The organism is Rhizobium sp. CCGE 510, assembly GCF_000292525.1.
GTDB lineage: Bacteria > Pseudomonadota > Alphaproteobacteria > Rhizobiales > Rhizobiaceae > Rhizobium.
On record NZ_AEYF01000045.1, the window covers coordinates 244,914 to 260,470 of the forward strand.

The 15,557-nt window shown below is 61.6% G+C and carries 15 protein-coding genes and 2 pseudogenes; 5 read left to right on the forward strand and 12 right to left on the reverse strand.

Going from position 1 to position 15,557, the window contains the following annotated elements; all coding sequences use genetic code 11:
• Positions 1–95: 95 nt before the first annotated feature.
• The 4 genes and pseudogenes from RCCGE510_RS25245 to RCCGE510_RS25255 form a co-directional block, all read right to left on the reverse strand.
• A complete protein-coding gene (locus RCCGE510_RS25245; RefSeq protein WP_007634659.1) occupies positions 96–2,540 on the reverse strand; it encodes a molybdopterin guanine dinucleotide-containing S/N-oxide reductase in 2,445 nt (814 codons plus the stop codon).
• Between the two features lie 25 nt (positions 2,541–2,565).
• A pseudogene (locus RCCGE510_RS33735) lies at positions 2,566–2,756 on the reverse strand (FAD-linked oxidase C-terminal domain-containing protein); the annotation flags it as partial.
• A gap of 74 nt (positions 2,757–2,830) precedes the next feature.
• Positions 2,831–3,382 (reverse strand): DsbA family protein, encoded by a 552-nt coding sequence (locus RCCGE510_RS25250; RefSeq protein ID WP_240539693.1) that lies wholly within the window; start codon positions 3,380–3,382, stop codon positions 2,831–2,833.
• 47 nt (positions 3,383–3,429) lie between these two features.
• Positions 3,430–4,014, reverse strand: a complete 585-nt coding sequence (locus tag RCCGE510_RS25255; RefSeq protein WP_007634664.1) for a TetR/AcrR family transcriptional regulator — start codon at positions 4,012–4,014, stop codon at positions 3,430–3,432.
• Positions 4,015–4,712: 698 nt separating this feature from the next.
• Between RCCGE510_RS25255 and RCCGE510_RS25260 the strand changes: the two genes are divergently transcribed.
• The 4 genes and pseudogenes from RCCGE510_RS25260 to RCCGE510_RS25275 form a co-directional block, all read left to right on the forward strand.
• Positions 4,713–4,910, forward strand: coding sequence for a hypothetical protein (locus RCCGE510_RS25260; protein WP_007634666.1), 198 nt, complete (start codon positions 4,713–4,715; stop codon positions 4,908–4,910).
• A 14-nt stretch (positions 4,911–4,924) separates the two neighbouring features.
• The gene (locus RCCGE510_RS25265; RefSeq protein ID WP_007634668.1) at positions 4,925–5,113 is read left to right on the forward strand and encodes a hypothetical protein; all 189 of its coding nucleotides are present in this window, start codon (positions 4,925–4,927) and stop codon (positions 5,111–5,113) included.
• Positions 5,114–5,134: 21 nt separating this feature from the next.
• The gene (locus RCCGE510_RS25270; protein ID WP_240539683.1) at positions 5,135–6,010 is read left to right on the forward strand and encodes a hypothetical protein; all 876 of its coding nucleotides are present in this window, start codon (positions 5,135–5,137) and stop codon (positions 6,008–6,010) included.
• A gap of 166 nt (positions 6,011–6,176) precedes the next feature.
• Positions 6,177–6,434, forward strand: a pseudogene (locus RCCGE510_RS25275) (acyl-CoA dehydrogenase); the annotation flags it as partial.
• A 155-nt stretch (positions 6,435–6,589) separates the two neighbouring features.
• On the opposite strand, the gene RCCGE510_RS25280 reads toward RCCGE510_RS25275, so the two are convergent.
• Both RCCGE510_RS25280 and RCCGE510_RS25285 read right to left on the reverse strand, forming a co-directional pair.
• Entirely contained in the window at positions 6,590–7,234 is a 645-nt protein-coding gene (locus tag RCCGE510_RS25280; RefSeq protein ID WP_007634671.1) for an alpha/beta fold hydrolase, read from the reverse strand.
• Positions 7,235–7,243: 9 nt separating this feature from the next.
• On the reverse strand, positions 7,244–8,200 hold the full coding sequence (locus tag RCCGE510_RS25285) for a VOC family protein (RefSeq protein ID WP_007634672.1): 957 nt from the start codon (positions 8,198–8,200) through the stop codon (positions 7,244–7,246).
• Between the two features lie 168 nt (positions 8,201–8,368).
• On the opposite strand from RCCGE510_RS25285, the gene RCCGE510_RS25290 reads away from it, so the two are divergent.
• A complete protein-coding gene (locus RCCGE510_RS25290) occupies positions 8,369–9,361 on the forward strand; it encodes a LysR family transcriptional regulator (protein WP_007634676.1) in 993 nt (330 codons plus the stop codon).
• A gap of 88 nt (positions 9,362–9,449) precedes the next feature.
• Here RCCGE510_RS25290 and RCCGE510_RS25295 read toward each other — a convergent pair whose 3' ends face one another.
• From RCCGE510_RS25295 to RCCGE510_RS25320, 6 genes are read right to left on the reverse strand one after another with little or no spacing between them, the layout of a single operon-like run.
• A complete protein-coding gene (locus tag RCCGE510_RS25295; RefSeq protein ID WP_007634678.1) occupies positions 9,450–10,334 on the reverse strand; it encodes an intradiol ring-cleavage dioxygenase in 885 nt (294 codons plus the stop codon).
• Positions 10,335–10,341: 7 nt separating this feature from the next.
• Complete coding sequence (locus RCCGE510_RS25300) at positions 10,342–12,096, reverse strand: FAD-dependent monooxygenase (RefSeq protein ID WP_007634679.1); 1,755 nt, start codon at positions 12,094–12,096, stop codon at positions 10,342–10,344.
• Complete coding sequence (locus tag RCCGE510_RS25305) at positions 12,089–13,177, reverse strand: branched-chain amino acid ABC transporter permease (RefSeq protein WP_007634681.1); 1,089 nt, start codon at positions 13,175–13,177, stop codon at positions 12,089–12,091. Before RCCGE510_RS25305 ends, RCCGE510_RS25300 begins: the two co-directional genes overlap by 8 nt.
• A gap of 1 nt (position 13,178) precedes the next feature.
• The gene (locus tag RCCGE510_RS25310) at positions 13,179–14,042 is read right to left on the reverse strand and encodes a branched-chain amino acid ABC transporter permease (RefSeq protein WP_007634683.1); all 864 of its coding nucleotides are present in this window, start codon (positions 14,040–14,042) and stop codon (positions 13,179–13,181) included.
• Complete coding sequence (locus RCCGE510_RS25315; RefSeq protein WP_007634691.1) at positions 14,039–14,749, reverse strand: ABC transporter ATP-binding protein; 711 nt, start codon at positions 14,747–14,749, stop codon at positions 14,039–14,041. The genes RCCGE510_RS25310 and RCCGE510_RS25315 overlap by 4 nt, the downstream gene beginning before the upstream one ends.
• Positions 14,749–15,468, reverse strand: coding sequence for an ABC transporter ATP-binding protein (locus RCCGE510_RS25320; RefSeq protein ID WP_007634693.1), 720 nt, complete (start codon positions 15,466–15,468; stop codon positions 14,749–14,751). The genes RCCGE510_RS25315 and RCCGE510_RS25320 overlap by 1 nt, the downstream gene beginning before the upstream one ends.
• Positions 15,469–15,557: the final 89 nt, after the last annotated feature.

Sequence of the window (15,557 nt, forward strand, 5' to 3'; positions counted from 1 at the left end):
CTGGTTATTCTTTTTCTACTAAATATATAGAGATTATTTTCTGTGAACCCAAGTGGGTGGAGATCGGCTTTTCGGGTAGTGTCAGACTTGTGGGCTCAATCGGCCGCGGGCGTGACGCAAGGAAGGGCGCTGGGCGCTAGGATTGTTTCCGCCGCTCCTGCCCCTCTCCCGGTATCGAGGGTTGGCAAATGCCGAGCGATTGGGAGCGATCTAGCGATTTGCACGGCTCCGGTCGGCCCGCGATTGCTCGCTAACCGCACGTCATCAAGTATCCGCACTGGCGGCGGTTCGCCTTTGAATCGCTCGACCTCCACGCGGGTCAACTGTCCGGTGCAGGCCTGGGCCAATTGTGAGGTTCCGATATCGCGGGTGAGGATATTCGGGTTGCCATGGATACACATGGCCTTGTCGGCCTGCGGATCGTCCGGCTCGAACCACGCGCCTGTCGCGAGCTGCATAACGCCTGGTCTTACGTTTTCGCACAACACCGCTGCCGCCAGGCAGGCGCCACGCGCATTGTGGAGCCGCACGATGTCGCCGTCCGAGATGCCGTGCCTGGCGGCATCGATCGGATTGATCCGCACCGGCTCCCGTCCCTTGATCTTGGTCGAACGGCTGAAATCGCCATAGTCCAGCTGGCTGTGCAGTCTCTGGCGCGGCTGATTGCAGACAAGATGGAGAGGGTAGCGGCCGTCATTTGCGTCTGCTTCCTGTGTCGGCGGATACCATCGCGGATGACCGCGGCAATCGTCGTAGCCGAAGCTTTCGACCGTCTCTGAAAAGATCTCGATCTTGCCGGATGGCGTGGGCAGCGAGGCGGCCGCCGGGTCCTTTCGGAAGGCGCCTGCGGGCCCGCCGTCGTCTGGTTGAAGCGGCAGCAGCAACTCTCCGCGTTCCCAGAATGTCTCGAAGTCGAGCGCCTCATGTCCACCGGCTGCGAGCGCCTGGCGCGTCGGCTCGTAGAGCAAGGCAAGCCATTCCCTGGCCGTGCGATTTTCGGTGAAGGCTTCGGACGCGCCGAGCCGGCGCGCGAGCTCGGCGAAGATCTCGTAATCGTCACGCGCCTCGCCGACCGGCTCGATCAGCTTCTTCATCGCGACCATCAGCGGATCGCCCTGGGCTGCGCCGATATCGTCGCGCTCGAGCGTTGTCGTCGCGGGCAGGACGATATCGGCGTGGCGTGCGGTGGACGTCCAGGCCGACTCGTGGACGATGATCGTATCGGGCCGCTTGAACGCCGCCCGCAGCCTGTTGAGATCCTGATGGTGGTGAAACGGATTGCCGCCTGCCCAATAGACCAGCCGGATATCGGGATAGGCCAGCTCCTGGCCATTGTAGTTGAAAGCCTCTCCCGGATTGAGCAGCATGTCGGCAATCCGCGAGACGGGAATGTAATCCGAAACCGGGTTGCTGAACTGTCCGAAGGTGGGCAGCGGAACCGTGAGCTGCCGCTTGCCGGTATTGCCCAAGGCTCCGAGCGAATAGGAGTAACCGCCGCCGTCCAGACCGATCTGCCCGAGCATGGCGGCAAGCACAATGCCCATCCAGACCGGCTGCTCGCCATGGTCGGCGCGTTGCAGGGAGTGACTGACGGTCACCAGCGTCCGGGACCGCGCCATCGATCGCGCCAGATCCTTGATGACATCGGCGTCGATGCCGCAGATGCCGGATGCCCATTCCGGGCTCTTGTCGACGCCGTCGGCCCGGCCGAGGAGATAGTCTTCGAAAGGCGCGTAGCCGACGGTATAGCGGTCGAGAAAGCTGCGATCGTGCAGTTCTTCGCTGGCAAGCGCATGCGCCAGACCGAGCATCAGCGCGACATCGGTGCCGGGCGTAATCGGCAGCCATTCGGCATTGACCTCGGGCAGGAAATCATCGCGCAACGGGCTGACGAGGACAAAGCGAGCCCCGCGCGCACTGGCGCCCTTGAGCCTGTCCGGCACGATATGCCGGCTGTTGCCGCCGCCATGCACATCAGCATTCTTGATCGCCATGCCGCCGAAAGCGACGACCAGTTCCGTGCTCCGTTCGATCGCGTCCCAGGTAACGCTCTTGCGCTCGAAATGGTCGTAGGGTCCGAGCACATGCGGAATGATGACCATTGCCGCGCCGGAACTGTAGGTATTGACGGATCGCACATATCCGCCGAGCAGGTTCAGGAAGCGGTGAACCTGGCTTTGCGCGTGATGAAACCGCCCGGCACTGGCCCAGCCATAGGAGCCGCCGAACACCGCCCGGGGTCCATGATTGTCGTAGACGCGCTTGAGTTCATTGGCGACAAGATCGAGCGCTTGCGGCCAACTGACTTCCAGATAATCATCGACCCCGCGATTTTGCGCGTTGTCGGGGATGCCTTCCAGCCAGCCGCGTCTGACCGCCGGACGCCGGATGCGCACGGGGCTGTCGGCGACCGCGGGCAGGTTGCCCAGCAGCGGCGACGGGTTCGGATCGTCGGGATGGGCGCGGATCTCCAGCTTGCCATCCTGATAGCGTCCGGAAAACGCGCCCCAATGGGAGCTATGGGTCTTGAACATGGTCATCGCGGGGCTCCCAGAGAGACGGATCCTAGCCGGGCAGGATCTTGCCCGGATTCATGATCCCTTTGGGATCGACGGCATTCTTGATGACAGCCATGAGGCATCGCCGTGTTCCTGGCGCAGATAGGCGATCTTGCCGGTGCCGATGCCGTGTTCGCCTGTCGAAGTGCCGCCGACCGAGATCGCGAATTGCACCATCTTCTTGTTGATGGCTGCGACCTACTCCGAAGCAACGGTCAAGGTGCAGCACTCGGCGTCGGCGGGCGACGTACGCAGACCGGTTTGTCGTGGGATCAGGCGACGAGTTTTTCACCTTTGAGATGACGTTCGAGGAAGGGCAGACTGTCCTGCCCCCAGTAGAGTTCGCCGTCGTAGCGGAAGGTCGGAAGCCCAAACACGCCGGCGCTCTTGGCGATCTCGTAGTTGGCTTTCCAAACGGCCTGGACGGCGTCGCTCTGCGCCTTCCGTTCCAGCGCTATTCCATGGAAGCCGGCGGCATCAGCGACCGCTCGGCGAACGACAGGGTCGCCGATGTCCTCGCCACGCACCCAAAAGGCCTCCTGCAGTGCGCCGGCCAACCTAAGCCAATCTTCGCCGGCATCGATGGCGGCTAAGACCATGAACCCCGCCGGCGTCGGATCCGAGAGCGCAGCCCGGTTCTCAAACGCCAGAGTCTTACCCCGCAAGGCCGCCCAACGCGTCAGGTCCTTCAGCCAGTAAGCACGGCGTGCCTCCGGCCGGTTGCGAGAATAGATGCCGCCATTGTCTTCGATCAACGGGATGACATAGGGACGGATGGATACGTCATGCTGTTTGGCGAGAGCCACGAAGGGCTCGAGGCCGATGAAAGCCCAGGGCTAGCCAATGCCAAAAAAGTAATCGATGGTCTTTGTCATGGCGCAGCATTCTCGAGAGATTTGGTTGAACGGATTGCGGTGTCGAACATAGTCAGCGCACAGTCACGCGCCACGAGCACAGCTTGCGGATCGCGTCCGACGGCCACCGTGGCCAGCGCGCCTTCGTAAAGAAGGGCGAGATGGGCCGCCGTCTGGTCGGCGTTGATATCGGCCTTCGAGACGATGTCGCGGAAAATACCGGCAACCATTCTCTTATGCGCTCTCGCGACGGAAACGACCCGCTCGGAATCGCCATGCTCGGCGACCGCAAGCGCAAATGCGCAACCGCGAAATTCGGGGCTATCGGCCTTTTCGTACAGCCGCTCGAAAATCAGCTTGAGCTGGTTTCGCGGGGCTGCTTCGGTTTTCAAAGCCTCGTGAAGCGAGCCTATGACTCGATCGTGGCGCTGCTGGAGGTAGGCTGCGACGAGATGGTCCTTGGAGGGAAAATGGCGATAGAGTGTCGCCTTGGCCACCTTCGCTTCGTCGATAATTCTATCAATGCCGACGGCCCGGATGCCTTCGCTATAAAAAAGCGCACCGGCGACTGTAAGGATTTGATGTGAGATGGACTCTTTCATGGTCTACTTCGGGTTATTCATGCTTTCGGGATCGGCAGGAGTTATTGAGGCTTGCCACGAGCTTCGTCCTGACGGGTGCGATACATGTTGAACGACTTGCGGCGTCGAATCGACGAGAAATCGTGCCGGTCTGCTCGCGGTGAAGGCTGCCTCAGGGGATTTTCCTCCTTGTCATCGAGCCATTTGATTGTTGCTCCTTCCAATTGTCATGCCCATCGCCCAGCTACCGGCGGATCCCGCCTGACCTGTGAGACCTCAGGCTAGCGACGTAAATCGTTAGAAGAAAGACAGGTCATTCCTTTTCTACTATATTTGTAGAAAATGTTTTGCTGACCAAAAGGCGATTCTGGGCAAAACCGAATAAAGCTTGCGCGGAACGTGGACGCCGACGCTACCAGCGGCGGGCGTAGCTCTGCGTAGTGGGGTTGGGAGAGCGTCAGGTCAACGCGACCGCCAAAAATTATTATCTTACGTCCGCCCAATTCCTTTCAAAAGGCCAATTCCTGTCGTCAGCGCTGACGCCGGTCGTGCGAGCAGGGTCTGAGGTTCCATATTGGAAGTTTTTTCTGTGATCGAGGGGATATTTGGCATCAACGGGAATAGTCATCCAAATTTCCGTCCCTTATAGTCTATTAAATTAGTAGATTATAGCGCCGAATGCCAAGCGCTCGGTAGCTTGGCGAGGAAGGGTGACCGCAATGACCAGACAGGTGATCGAACATGCCGGCATTCCCGTCGGCATCATCATTCCAGACAACGGCTTGCTGAAGTTCATCGCCGTCAAATTTCATGTGCATGATCTTGACGGTCAGCGCTTTGCCTCTGCGTCGGACGTTTTGCGGGCCATTCATAAATTGATGTCGGCCCGCGGCGGCAGCATCCCGCGCGCTGCATAATCGAAGGGCAGGATATGGGCAGGCTGCGCCACTTCTTCCGCCTCTCTGCGCTGCGCGACGATCTCGAAACGAGGCTGCTTGTTCGCGAATACCGTCTCCTGCTCCTAGATGATCAGTTCGACGACGGCACCGACAGCGAACTTCGCGCGAGATGCGCGGAACTCTCCAACGAAATCTCTTCGGGCCTTTACCGGCATTTATAGCGCCAACCAGGAAGATAATGGATGCAACGCAGATTTTTCGCCAAAAGAGCTTCTTCATTGCGAACCATCATAAGGGCGGTAATTTTAGCTGCTGCCATCCCACTCGCATTCCAAAATGTGGCCGCCGCAGGCCAGAAGGTGCTTCTATCCTACGAAGCGACACCGTCTGCAGGTTTCCATCTGCCGCGGCTCGCCCAGGCCAGTTATGATGATCGGGTGGCCTTTTCGGCGGCGGTGCTGAAGGAGATCGTGCCGAAAATCATATCGGCAAACGGCATCGACCCTGCAACTCTGGAAACGGAAGTGACGCCCGGCGGATATCTTCTGAAAACCAACGCGTCGCTTCAGACCGAGGGTGAACTCGATGATGTCACGGCCGATCGCTTGGCAGGCTCCCTTGGCTACATCTTCCGCCAATATAGCGTCCTCGTCTCCCGTCTCGACGACGCACGCGGCAATACCGGCTTTGTTGTTGTTCGATTTCCCAAGGACAGTCTCAACGCTGCGGTTGCGCAGAAATTCTTTGAAACGGCCGATGCGACGAAAAAAGGTTTGGGCGGCGGCTATACGGCATTCGGAGACGAACAAATCTTTCTCAATGTCACCAATTCCGGAGGGAAGCCTTACAGCGGTCTCGATGACGCTGCCTTCCTTGACGGCCTGAAGCGAACGGCTGCCTCGTTTGGCGCCCCGAAACCAGAAATATCTGCTTCCGGCAAGGCAGTGGCACGATTTGTCGGCAATGATTGGGAAAAGTCCAAACAAGGCGAAGACTACATAAGCCTGCTCGGTGGGGCTGATTCCGGATTGGTGAAAAAGCTGGAAGAGATAGGCGCGGACTATGCAGCCCTTGTCGCCAAGGCCGCTGAAGGCAACGGCTGGAACCGAGACGAATGAGGACTCTCATATTGGTGTCAACGCCTTTAGCAGCCAGCCCGTCAGTTCTATAGATCGAATGGATATTTTGAAATGGTGCATCGAGCAGCGGTTTCGGAACGAATTCCGGCTATCCAATGACCAAGACACTGAGCGCAATCTAGCCAACGGATCGACCGGGCGGTGTCCTGATGCGGATACCGTCGCCGAAGCGCAGATCGTCACGGCAGAGGAAAAGATCCTGTCGACCGAGATCGCGATTGCTGCGACGAACATGCTGTTCGAACTGGCCGGCACCCGCTCGACGCTCGCCGAACACAATCTCGACCGCCATTGGCGCGATGTCCGCACCCACACGCTTCATGATCCCGTCCGCTGGAATTACGCCATTCTCGGCAAGTATCTCCCGAATGGAGAAAAGCCGCCGCTCCACGCTTGGAGCTGATGGGCCGCAGAGGCCTTCCACGTCTCGACGTCGTGGGAGGCTTCAAGGCGTCGTCAACCTGACCGTCAAGTGCGGGCGGGGCGAACGCTGGACCTCTCGCCGAATCTGGTATTGGAGCGAAGTGTTGCGTGAAAGTCGTCGGCGGTAGCGAATGCCTACCACCAGCTTCGTTTTGCCAAGCCCGAGAGCATCGCCTCGAAAGCCGTGAGCTCATGCTTTGACACTTCATGCGCACGGTCCGGCACGATGTCGCAGCGAAGCCGGGCCCGGGCACGCGCCAAGGCTTCCGCTGCACTCGCCATGGCATCGGCAGGAATCCAGGGATCCTTGTCCGAACCGGTCAAATAGACCGGCATTCCGTCAAGGTCGGCAAATGGCTTCTCGCATCGCGACGTCCCCACGCGGCAACCAGTCAGGTTGGCCATGGCGCCACCCCAAGGCCCGTGTCGCATCGCATACTCCATGGCCAGGCAAGCGCCCTGGCTGAAGCCACCGATGACAAGCGGTGTCGGATATTTTCTACCACCGGAAAGGCCTGCCACCAGTCCTCGGATGTACGCAACAGACTTTTCTAGCTGCTGTCTAGTCGCATCCGTCAACACATCCGTGGCGCGCGCGCTATACCAGCTGTTGCCAGACGCGCGTGGCAAAACATATGCCACGCCGGTGGTTCCAAGCCTGGAGATAACCTGCTCCTGCATGTCCTCGGGCGACTGGGTTCGCCCATGGATGAACACGCAATGGACAAGTGCCTCCTCGGGTGTGGCGCCGAGGAGCAAGGGTGTTTCGTGCGTTGACATCGACACGGCTCAGAAATTCGCCGGTTCCAGTCCGGCGATCAGCTCCTGCTTGCGGTCCTCGAACCACGGCGGGAAAACCAGCGTGGTGCCGATCTGGTCCGCCGGTTCGTCGAGTGCCCAGCCACCCTCGACGGACCACGCGATTTCGAACAGCGCGCCACCCGGCGAGCGGACGTAGCAGGACTTGAAGTAATTACGGTCCTTTTGGTCCGATACGTCGGTGAAACCGAGACCTTCGATATGCGCCTTGAGTTTGAGCTGGTTTTCCTCGTTGCCGGTATTGAGCGCGAGGTGGTGGATCGTTCCACCCGCCAGCGTCCAGGTGCCTTGCGGGCCGTTCGCCTCGTGCAGCACTTCGACCATACTGTTCGGTCCGCCGGGATTCGGCACGGAGAACATCAGACCTTCGTCGCTATCGGCTTCCTTTGTCATCGACATGCCGACGCCGAGGAAGTCGTCCATCGCCGTGCGATCGAAGACGGCGATTGCCGCACCATAGATGCCCTTGATGCCGTGCGCGGCAACAACGCCCTGCGCCTCGTTGACGATCGAGTCACGATTGTCCGCCGGGCTCTCGACCAGTTCATGCGGGATGCCGCAGGGGTGTTTGAAGGCGACGCGGGTGATGCCGAAGCGCGAAATCTTGGTCGCTTCGACGCTCTTTCCATTCAGTCGGTCGATCCAGTAGCCGGCGGAGCCGACGGGAATGGCCATCTGAATGATCTTGGACTGATTGGTGCCACGCCGGCCGAAAACGCCGGGCTTCCTGAACGGGAAGGTGGTGATGATAGTCGAGGCATCGCCGTTCCGCGAGCCGTAATAGAGGTGGTAGACGGGGATCGTGCCATCGAACAGCACGGTGCGCTTGACCGAGTACAGGCCGAGCACCTTGGTATAGAAGTCGTAATCTTCCTGCGCGCCGTCGGTGCAAAGCGTCAGATGATGATATCCGCTGATAAGGGCCATGTTTTCCTCCTCCGAAAACGGTCTCCAATTCCGGACGCGGATCCTCCCCCGCGTTCATCCGGAGCCACGCTTGCCGGCAGGTCGAGCCGCGCGTCGTGATCGTCCTGAATATAGCCCATACAATCGGCTGTTGATTGACATTATTCATAGTGGTTATAACAAATTGCTATGAAGATCGTGGAAGCCCATCTCGTCCAGCTGGCCGCCGTCATCGAAACCGGCGGCGTGACCGAAGCCGCCGCGATGCTCGGCATGACGCAATCGGCGGTGTCACGCACCATCTCCATCCTGGAAAAGCGTATCGGCGAGCCGCTCTTCGTTTCCGGTCGCCGGCCGATGCAGCCGACGCCGCTGGGTGAGCAGCTCGGACAGCAGGGCAGGTCGATCCTCGCCTCGTCACGCAAGGCGGCGGAGATTATCCGCAGCTTCAAGTCGGGATCGTCGGGCCGCGTGCGCATTGGCGGCGTGCCCTTCTTCATGGATGCCGTCGTGTCGCCGATGATCGCTTCTTTCCAGCGTGGCGAGCCGGGCATCATGGTGCATCAGTCCTATGGCAACTATCCCGACCTCGTCGCCGAACTGGATTCCGGCCAGATCGATCTCGCCGTGACGCCGACCGGTTCGGTGGATCTCCGTGCCGATCTGCATTTCGAGTCGATCCTGCCGGCACGCAATGTGCTCGCCTGTGGTGCCGGCCACCCGCTGGTACGAAAGCGCAGCCTCGCGACAGAAGACATCGTCAACTATCCCTGGGTGGCGCCGCTGCCGGGCTCGCCGCTGGTGCTCGACCTGCACAATATCTTGCTGACACTCGGGCTTGAGGAAGTCAGCCTGCGCTATGCCGGCGGCTCTCTGCTCAGCGTCGTGAACTATCTCGCGGGGACCGACGCGCTGGCCATCCTTCCGCATTCCGTGGCCTATGCCTTTCGCGGCGAGAGCAAGGTTACCATCATCCCGCTCGATATTCCGCAGCCCGAGCGCGTGCTGGGGATCATGACGCGGAAGAAGCCTTATTCGAACCCTGCCGGCCGCAAGTTCCTTGGTCATCTGCGCCGGGAGTTCTCGGAACTCCGCCGCGCGGTCGAAAAGCACGAGAAGACGATCCACTGGGTCCAGGGACCGTTCATGGGTGAGCGCGAGCGCAAGCCTGCGGCGGAGTAGGGCGGACGCGCCTCGGAATGAAGAAAAGAGGATGCGGCGTCCGCACCCTCTTTCTAGAGTTCTGCTAACAGGAGTTCTGCCCGTCCCCTCAGTCCTTGCGTCGTGCCAGCACGAAATTGTGGGTCACGTCCCAGAAACCATCGGCGAATTCGTAACTCTTGGCACGTGCGGGGTCATTCACCTTGTTGAACTTCGCGAGCAGACTTTCCTTGACGCCGAACACCGCATCCGAGTGGATATAGGGGTCGTCCGGGTCGAAGATATGCGTCGTCAGTGTCTCGAAGCCGTCGGCGCTGACGATGTAATGCAGATGCGCCGGGCGATAGGGATGGCGGCCGAGATTGCCGAGCAGTTGGCCCACCGGGCCGTCGTCGGGGATAGGGTAGTATTTCGGCTTCACCGCGCGGAACCAATAGTGCCCATCAGAGCCGGTCTTGAAGACGCCGCGCAGGTTGAAGTCTGGCTGGATGCCTTTTTGCTGTACGTCGTAAAAACCCTCGTCATTGGCTTGCCATACGTCGATTACTGCATTGGCGATCGGCTTACCCTCGGTGTCGAGGATGCGGCCTTCGATCACCATATCCTCGCCCTTGCTGTCGAGGCATATATTGGCGCCCATCGGCAGTTCCGGCGCATCGGCGACGTGGAACGGACCGAGCACCGTGCTCTCGGATGCGCCCGAGGGCTTGCGGTTGTTGATCGCGTCGACCAGCATCGAGACGCCGAGCACGTCGGACAGCAGGATGAATTCCTGCCGCCATTCGTTGCACATCTGGCCGGTGCGCGTAAGGAACAGGATGGCCTGCATCCATTCGTCTTGCGTCGGCTCCAGCTCCTTGACCGCCTCGTGCAGCTTGCGGGTGATGACCTCCATCACTTCCTTCAAGCGCTCGTCCTTCGCGCTGGCATTGCGGCCGGTCACGACGTCGACCGAATTCGCCTCGGTGAAATAGCCCTTTTCATGGGATTGCATGATCGCCTCACCTGTCCAGAATGGTTTTCAACACGCGGTGCAACTCGCCTGCCGGGTCGGCCGCAAGGCCTTCCGAGCGCCAGGCGACATGATGGTCGGGCCGCACCAGGATAACGCCGGCATCGCCGACCTCGCGGGCGCGCGCCCAATCGCCGTAATGGTCCTGCCATGGCTGCCGCGGGCCGATGACGTGGGTGGTGATCGGCAGGCCGAGTTCTGCCGCGAGCGCCCGCGCCGCATCGATCCAGGCGCGGCCGCCGATGCCGGTCAGGATGGTGAACTTGCCATGGCCGCAGAGGTCGAGCGTCGAGGCCTTCTTGTTGCCGTCGCCGAACAACCAGGCATGCGGCAGGCGCGCGCCGGGCCAGGTCGTCTGCTCGAAATGCAGCTCGCGATCCTGCGTGAAAGCGGGCTCGGGCTGGCCATCGGCGGCGACCGCCGATGATTTGTAGCGGTGGTTCATCTCCACGCCATGCGCGTCGAACTCGTAGACCTTGAAGGCGATGGCCTCACGCAAAGCCGCGCGCTGGGTTTCAGCGGCCGGCGTGTCGGAGCAACGCCCGTCCATGTTCTCCTGCATCTTCACCGGATCGATGGAATCGAGCAGGCCGAGCGCGCCGAAGATCGGGCCGAATTCCTCGATCGACTGGTTGGCGCGTGTCACGATCTGCTTGGCGATGGGCGCTCGCTCCTCGGTATAGGTTTCGAGCAGGCCTGGCCCGGCCTGGCCTTTGACGACCATGGCGAGCTTCCAGGCGAGGTTGAAGCCGTCCTGAATCGACGTGTTGGAACCCAGCCCATTCGACGGCGGATGGCGGTGGATCGCATCGCCCATGCAGAACACTCGGCCCTTGTGGGCGCGCACCGCGTAACAGTTGTTGACCGTCCAGGTGGAGACCGAAGTGACGTCGATGTCGATATCGGGGTCGCCGATCAGATCGCGGGCCACGCCCTCGGCAAAGGCATTATCGACATCGGGCACGCCCTGGGTGATGTCGTAGCCCCAGTTGATCAGCCACTCGTTCCACGGCCTGATCATCCGCACCAGGCCCATGCCGATGCCGCCGACATTCGAGCCGGGCTGCAGCACCCAGTAGAGCACCGAGGGACGATGGGCGACATAGCGGCTGAGGTCGGCCTTGAACAGGATGTTCATCGAGCCGGCGACGCCCATCTTGCCTTCGAAGGGCAGACCGATATGCTGCGCCACCAGCGAATTGCCGCCATCCGCACCGACCAGATATTTCGAGCGGATGGTAAAATCCTTGCCGGTCAGCCGGTCGCGGCAGGTTGTCGTCACACCCCCGGCGTCCTGCTCGTGGCTGACATATTCGGTTGACATTCGTGCTTGCGTGCCGCGCGAACAGGCGGTCGTGAACAAGAGCGGCTCCATGAACGTCTGCGGCAGGTCGTTCATCTCGGTCGGTGACGACAGGAGGTGCTCCGCCTTCGATTTCGGATGGTTGCCCCAGGTCTTGAGGCGGCCGAGCTCCTCGCCCGCGAGCGAGGTGCAGAACACGTTCTCGCCCATGCTCTCCTGCGGGCTGGCATGGAGATAGGCCTCGGCCTCGACCTCGCGGCCGAGGTCGCGCAGCACTTCCATGGCGCGCTGGTTGGTGATATGGGCGCGGGGCGTATTGGCGAGCCAACGGTAGCGGTTGATCGCCATGTTCTCGACGCCGTAGGTGGCGAGCAGTGCGGCCGTGGCCGAGCCCGCCGGGCCGGTTCCAATGATCAGTACGTCGGTTTCGATATCAGCCATGCGGCACTCCCTCGGTCGGCTTTGTCGTGGGTTGGCCCGCCAAAATACGTCGGACGGGAAAGAGCTGGAGGCCGGTTCGATCGGTGAAGAGGCCCCAGAGGCCTCGCGGCGCAAACAGCATGATGAGAATGCCGATGAGCCCGAGGATGAGGAGATACCAGGAGCCGAAGTCGGCCAGCAGATTCTGCAGGATGTAGAACACGATCACGCCGACGATCGGTCCCTCGATCGTACCGATGCCGCCGATGACGACGATGAAGATCACATAGGCCGTCCAGTCGGGAACGGAGAAGGCCGCGTCGGGCGAGATGCGGGCTTTCTGGACATAGATCAGCGCACCGGTGAGGCCTGTCGCCAGCGCTGCAACCAGATAGACGAAGGATTTGGTCCAGGTCGGATCGACGCCGACCGAGCGGGCAGCCTCGCGGTTGTCACGGACGGCGGCGAGCCCCAACCCCTGTTTCGAGCGCAGGAGCTTGTAGATCGAACCGATGGTGACGACGGCCAGCAACAACGCCAGCCAGTAGCAGACGATATCGGTGGCCTGCGGCCCGCGGACGCCCAGCAGGTCGGCGACGAAGCGGACGCCGACCATGTCGCGGCTCGCGCCAGAGGGCAGCGAGGTGCCGGTACCGCCGCCGAGCGCCTTCCATTGCGCGAGCGACAGCCGCACGACCTCGGCGATGACCCAGGTGCCGATCGCGAAATAGGCACCCTGCAGCCGGAAGACAAAGAAGGCCGTCGGCACCGAAAGTGCCAGCGCCGCCAGCCCGCCCAGCGCGATGGCCGCGAGCGGATCGAGCCCGAGCAGGCTGACGCCGGCGAACATCGCATAGGCGCCGAAGCCGACAAAAGCCTGCTGGCCGACGGAGACGAGGCCGGCATAACCGGCCAGCAGGTTCCAGCACTGGGCCAGGACCAGCATGGTCAGCATGAAGAACAGATCCTGGATGATCGCCCGTGATGCGAAAAGCGGCGTGGCGACGGCGACCACGACCAGCGCGAGGATCAGCAGGATCGACCCGGAGGAGCCGCGCGTGCGTGTCGAGACAGTCCAGCTGGATGAAACGTGATCCGTCATCTCAATCCACCGCCCGTGGGAAGAGGCCGCGGGGCCTGACGATCAGTACCAGCAGGAAGGCGACATGGCCGGCAAGGATTTGCCATTCCGGATTGATCGCCGCACCCATGGTCTGCGCCACGCCGATGATGATGCCGCCGGCGAGCGTCCCCCAAAACGAGCCCAGACCGCCGATGATCACGGCTTCGAAGGCATAGATCAGCCGCGCCGGTCCCATGGTCGGATCGAAATTGGCGCGGGTGCCGAGATATAGCGCGGCGATCGTCACCACCATCATGGCGATCCCAGTGGCCGTTGCGAAGATGCGTTCAGCGCGAATGCCCATCAGGCCGGCGGTGGCGCTGTCATCCGAGGTGGCGCGGAAGGCGCGGCCGAGCGAGGTGCGGTAGAACAGCAGGTTGAGCGCGACGATGACGCCGACGGCGGAAAGGAAGGTGAGCAGCGGCATCGTGCCGACGCTGATGGGGCCGATCTGCAGCGAGGCCGTCTCCAGCGCGCCGGCCGAGATGCGGCGGCTGTCCGCGGAGAAGCCTTCGAGCAGGCCGTTCTGGATGACCACCGAGAGGCCGAAGGTCACAAGCAGTGGCGGCAGGATGTCGTCGCCGAGGGTTCGGTTGAGCACGACATATTGCAGCGCCCAGCCGAGTGCGAACATGACGGGCAGTGCGACGGCAGCTGCGATGAACGGATTGAGGCCAAGCGCCGAGACGAGCAGCAGCACCAGGAAGGCGGCCAGCACGATCAGGTCGCCATGGGCGAGATTGACCAGCCGCATGATGCCGAAGACGAGACTGAGCCCGGCTGCGAAGAGCGCATAGAGGCCGCCGAGCAATATGCCCTGGACGATGGTGTCGAGCCAGCTCATCGTATATGCGCTCCGAAATAGGCCGCGTGGATGTCCTCACGGCTGAGCGAGGCCGGCGTGCCCGTCAGCGTCACCCGTCCTTCCATCACGCAGTAGACCCGGTCCGCCACCTTCAGCGCCTGGCCGATATCCTGCTCGATGATGACGACGGAGGCGCCAGTCGCGCGGATCTTCGGAAAGGCCGAATAGATGTCCTTCACCACGACGGGCGCCAGCCCGAGGCTGATCTCGTCGCAAAGCAGCACCCGAGGATTGGACATCAGTGCTCGACCGATCGCGACCATCTGCTGTTGGCCGCCCGAAAGGGCAGTACCGGGACTGTGGCGCCTATCCTTGAGCACGGGAAAGAGATCGTAGATCGCATCGAGCGACCAGGGGCCGTTGCGTCTGCGGGCATATTTGCCGATCAGCAGGTTTTCCTCGACCGACAGCGACGGAAACAGCCTCCGACCCTCGGGCACCATTGCGATGCCGAGCCGCACGACGTCTGGCGCGGCGAGCGCGCCGATCTCCTCGTTGTCGTAGCGGATATGGCTCGGCGCGTTGCGGATCAGGCCGGAGATCGAGCGTAGGAGAGTCGACTTGCCGGCGCCGTTAGCCCCGATGACCGCGACCGTCTCGCCTTCGTTCAACGTCATGTCGACGCCGAACAGCGCCTGGAAGTCGCCGTAGAATGCCGTCAGTCCCTGTGTTTCGAGCAGCGCCATCAGACTTCGATCCCGAGATAAATTTCGCGGACCTGCTTCGAGGCCATGATCGTATCATGATCGCCGATGCCGATCACTCGGCCGAAATGCAGCACGACCAGCCGGCTGACCACGGAAGTCAGCGCGTGCAGCACATGTTCGACCCAGATGATAGACACGCCACGGCGATGGATCGCCCGGATCGTCTCGACGAGTTCCTTGCATTCGCCTTCGGTCAGCCCGCCGGCGATTTCGTCGAGCAGCAGGATCTTGGGGTCGGTTGCAAGCGCCCGGGCGAGTTCGAGCCGCTTGCGCTGTAGCAGTCCAAGCGTCCCCGCCGGCTGGTTCGCCTTCGGGTAAAGCCCGGTTTCGACGAGAATGTCGGCGCATCGATCGCTGACGTCGCGCTCCGCCTTGCTGGAACCGAAGGCTGCTGCGACCAGCAGGTTCTCGAAGACCGTGAGTTTCTCGAACGGCTGCGGAATCTGGAATGTCCGGCCGATGCCGGCAAGACAGCGCGCCATCGGCGGCTGCCGTGTCACGTCGACACCATCAAGCCGGATGGTTCCGGAGTCGACACGAATGTTGCCGGTGATCAGGTTGAAGAGAGTGGATTTGCCGGCCCCGTTCGGCCCGATCACGCCGAGCGCCTCGCCGCTTTCCAGCGCAAACGAAACCTGATCGGCGACCTTCACGGCGCCGAAGCTTTTCGATAGCTGGTCTAGGGCGAGTATGGGCATCAGGATCTCGGTTTATAGGCTTCCACCGTGCTGACGATCCGGGGCTGAGTCCCGGGCCAGTATCGCGCGGCTGGTCCGCCGCCTGGGCG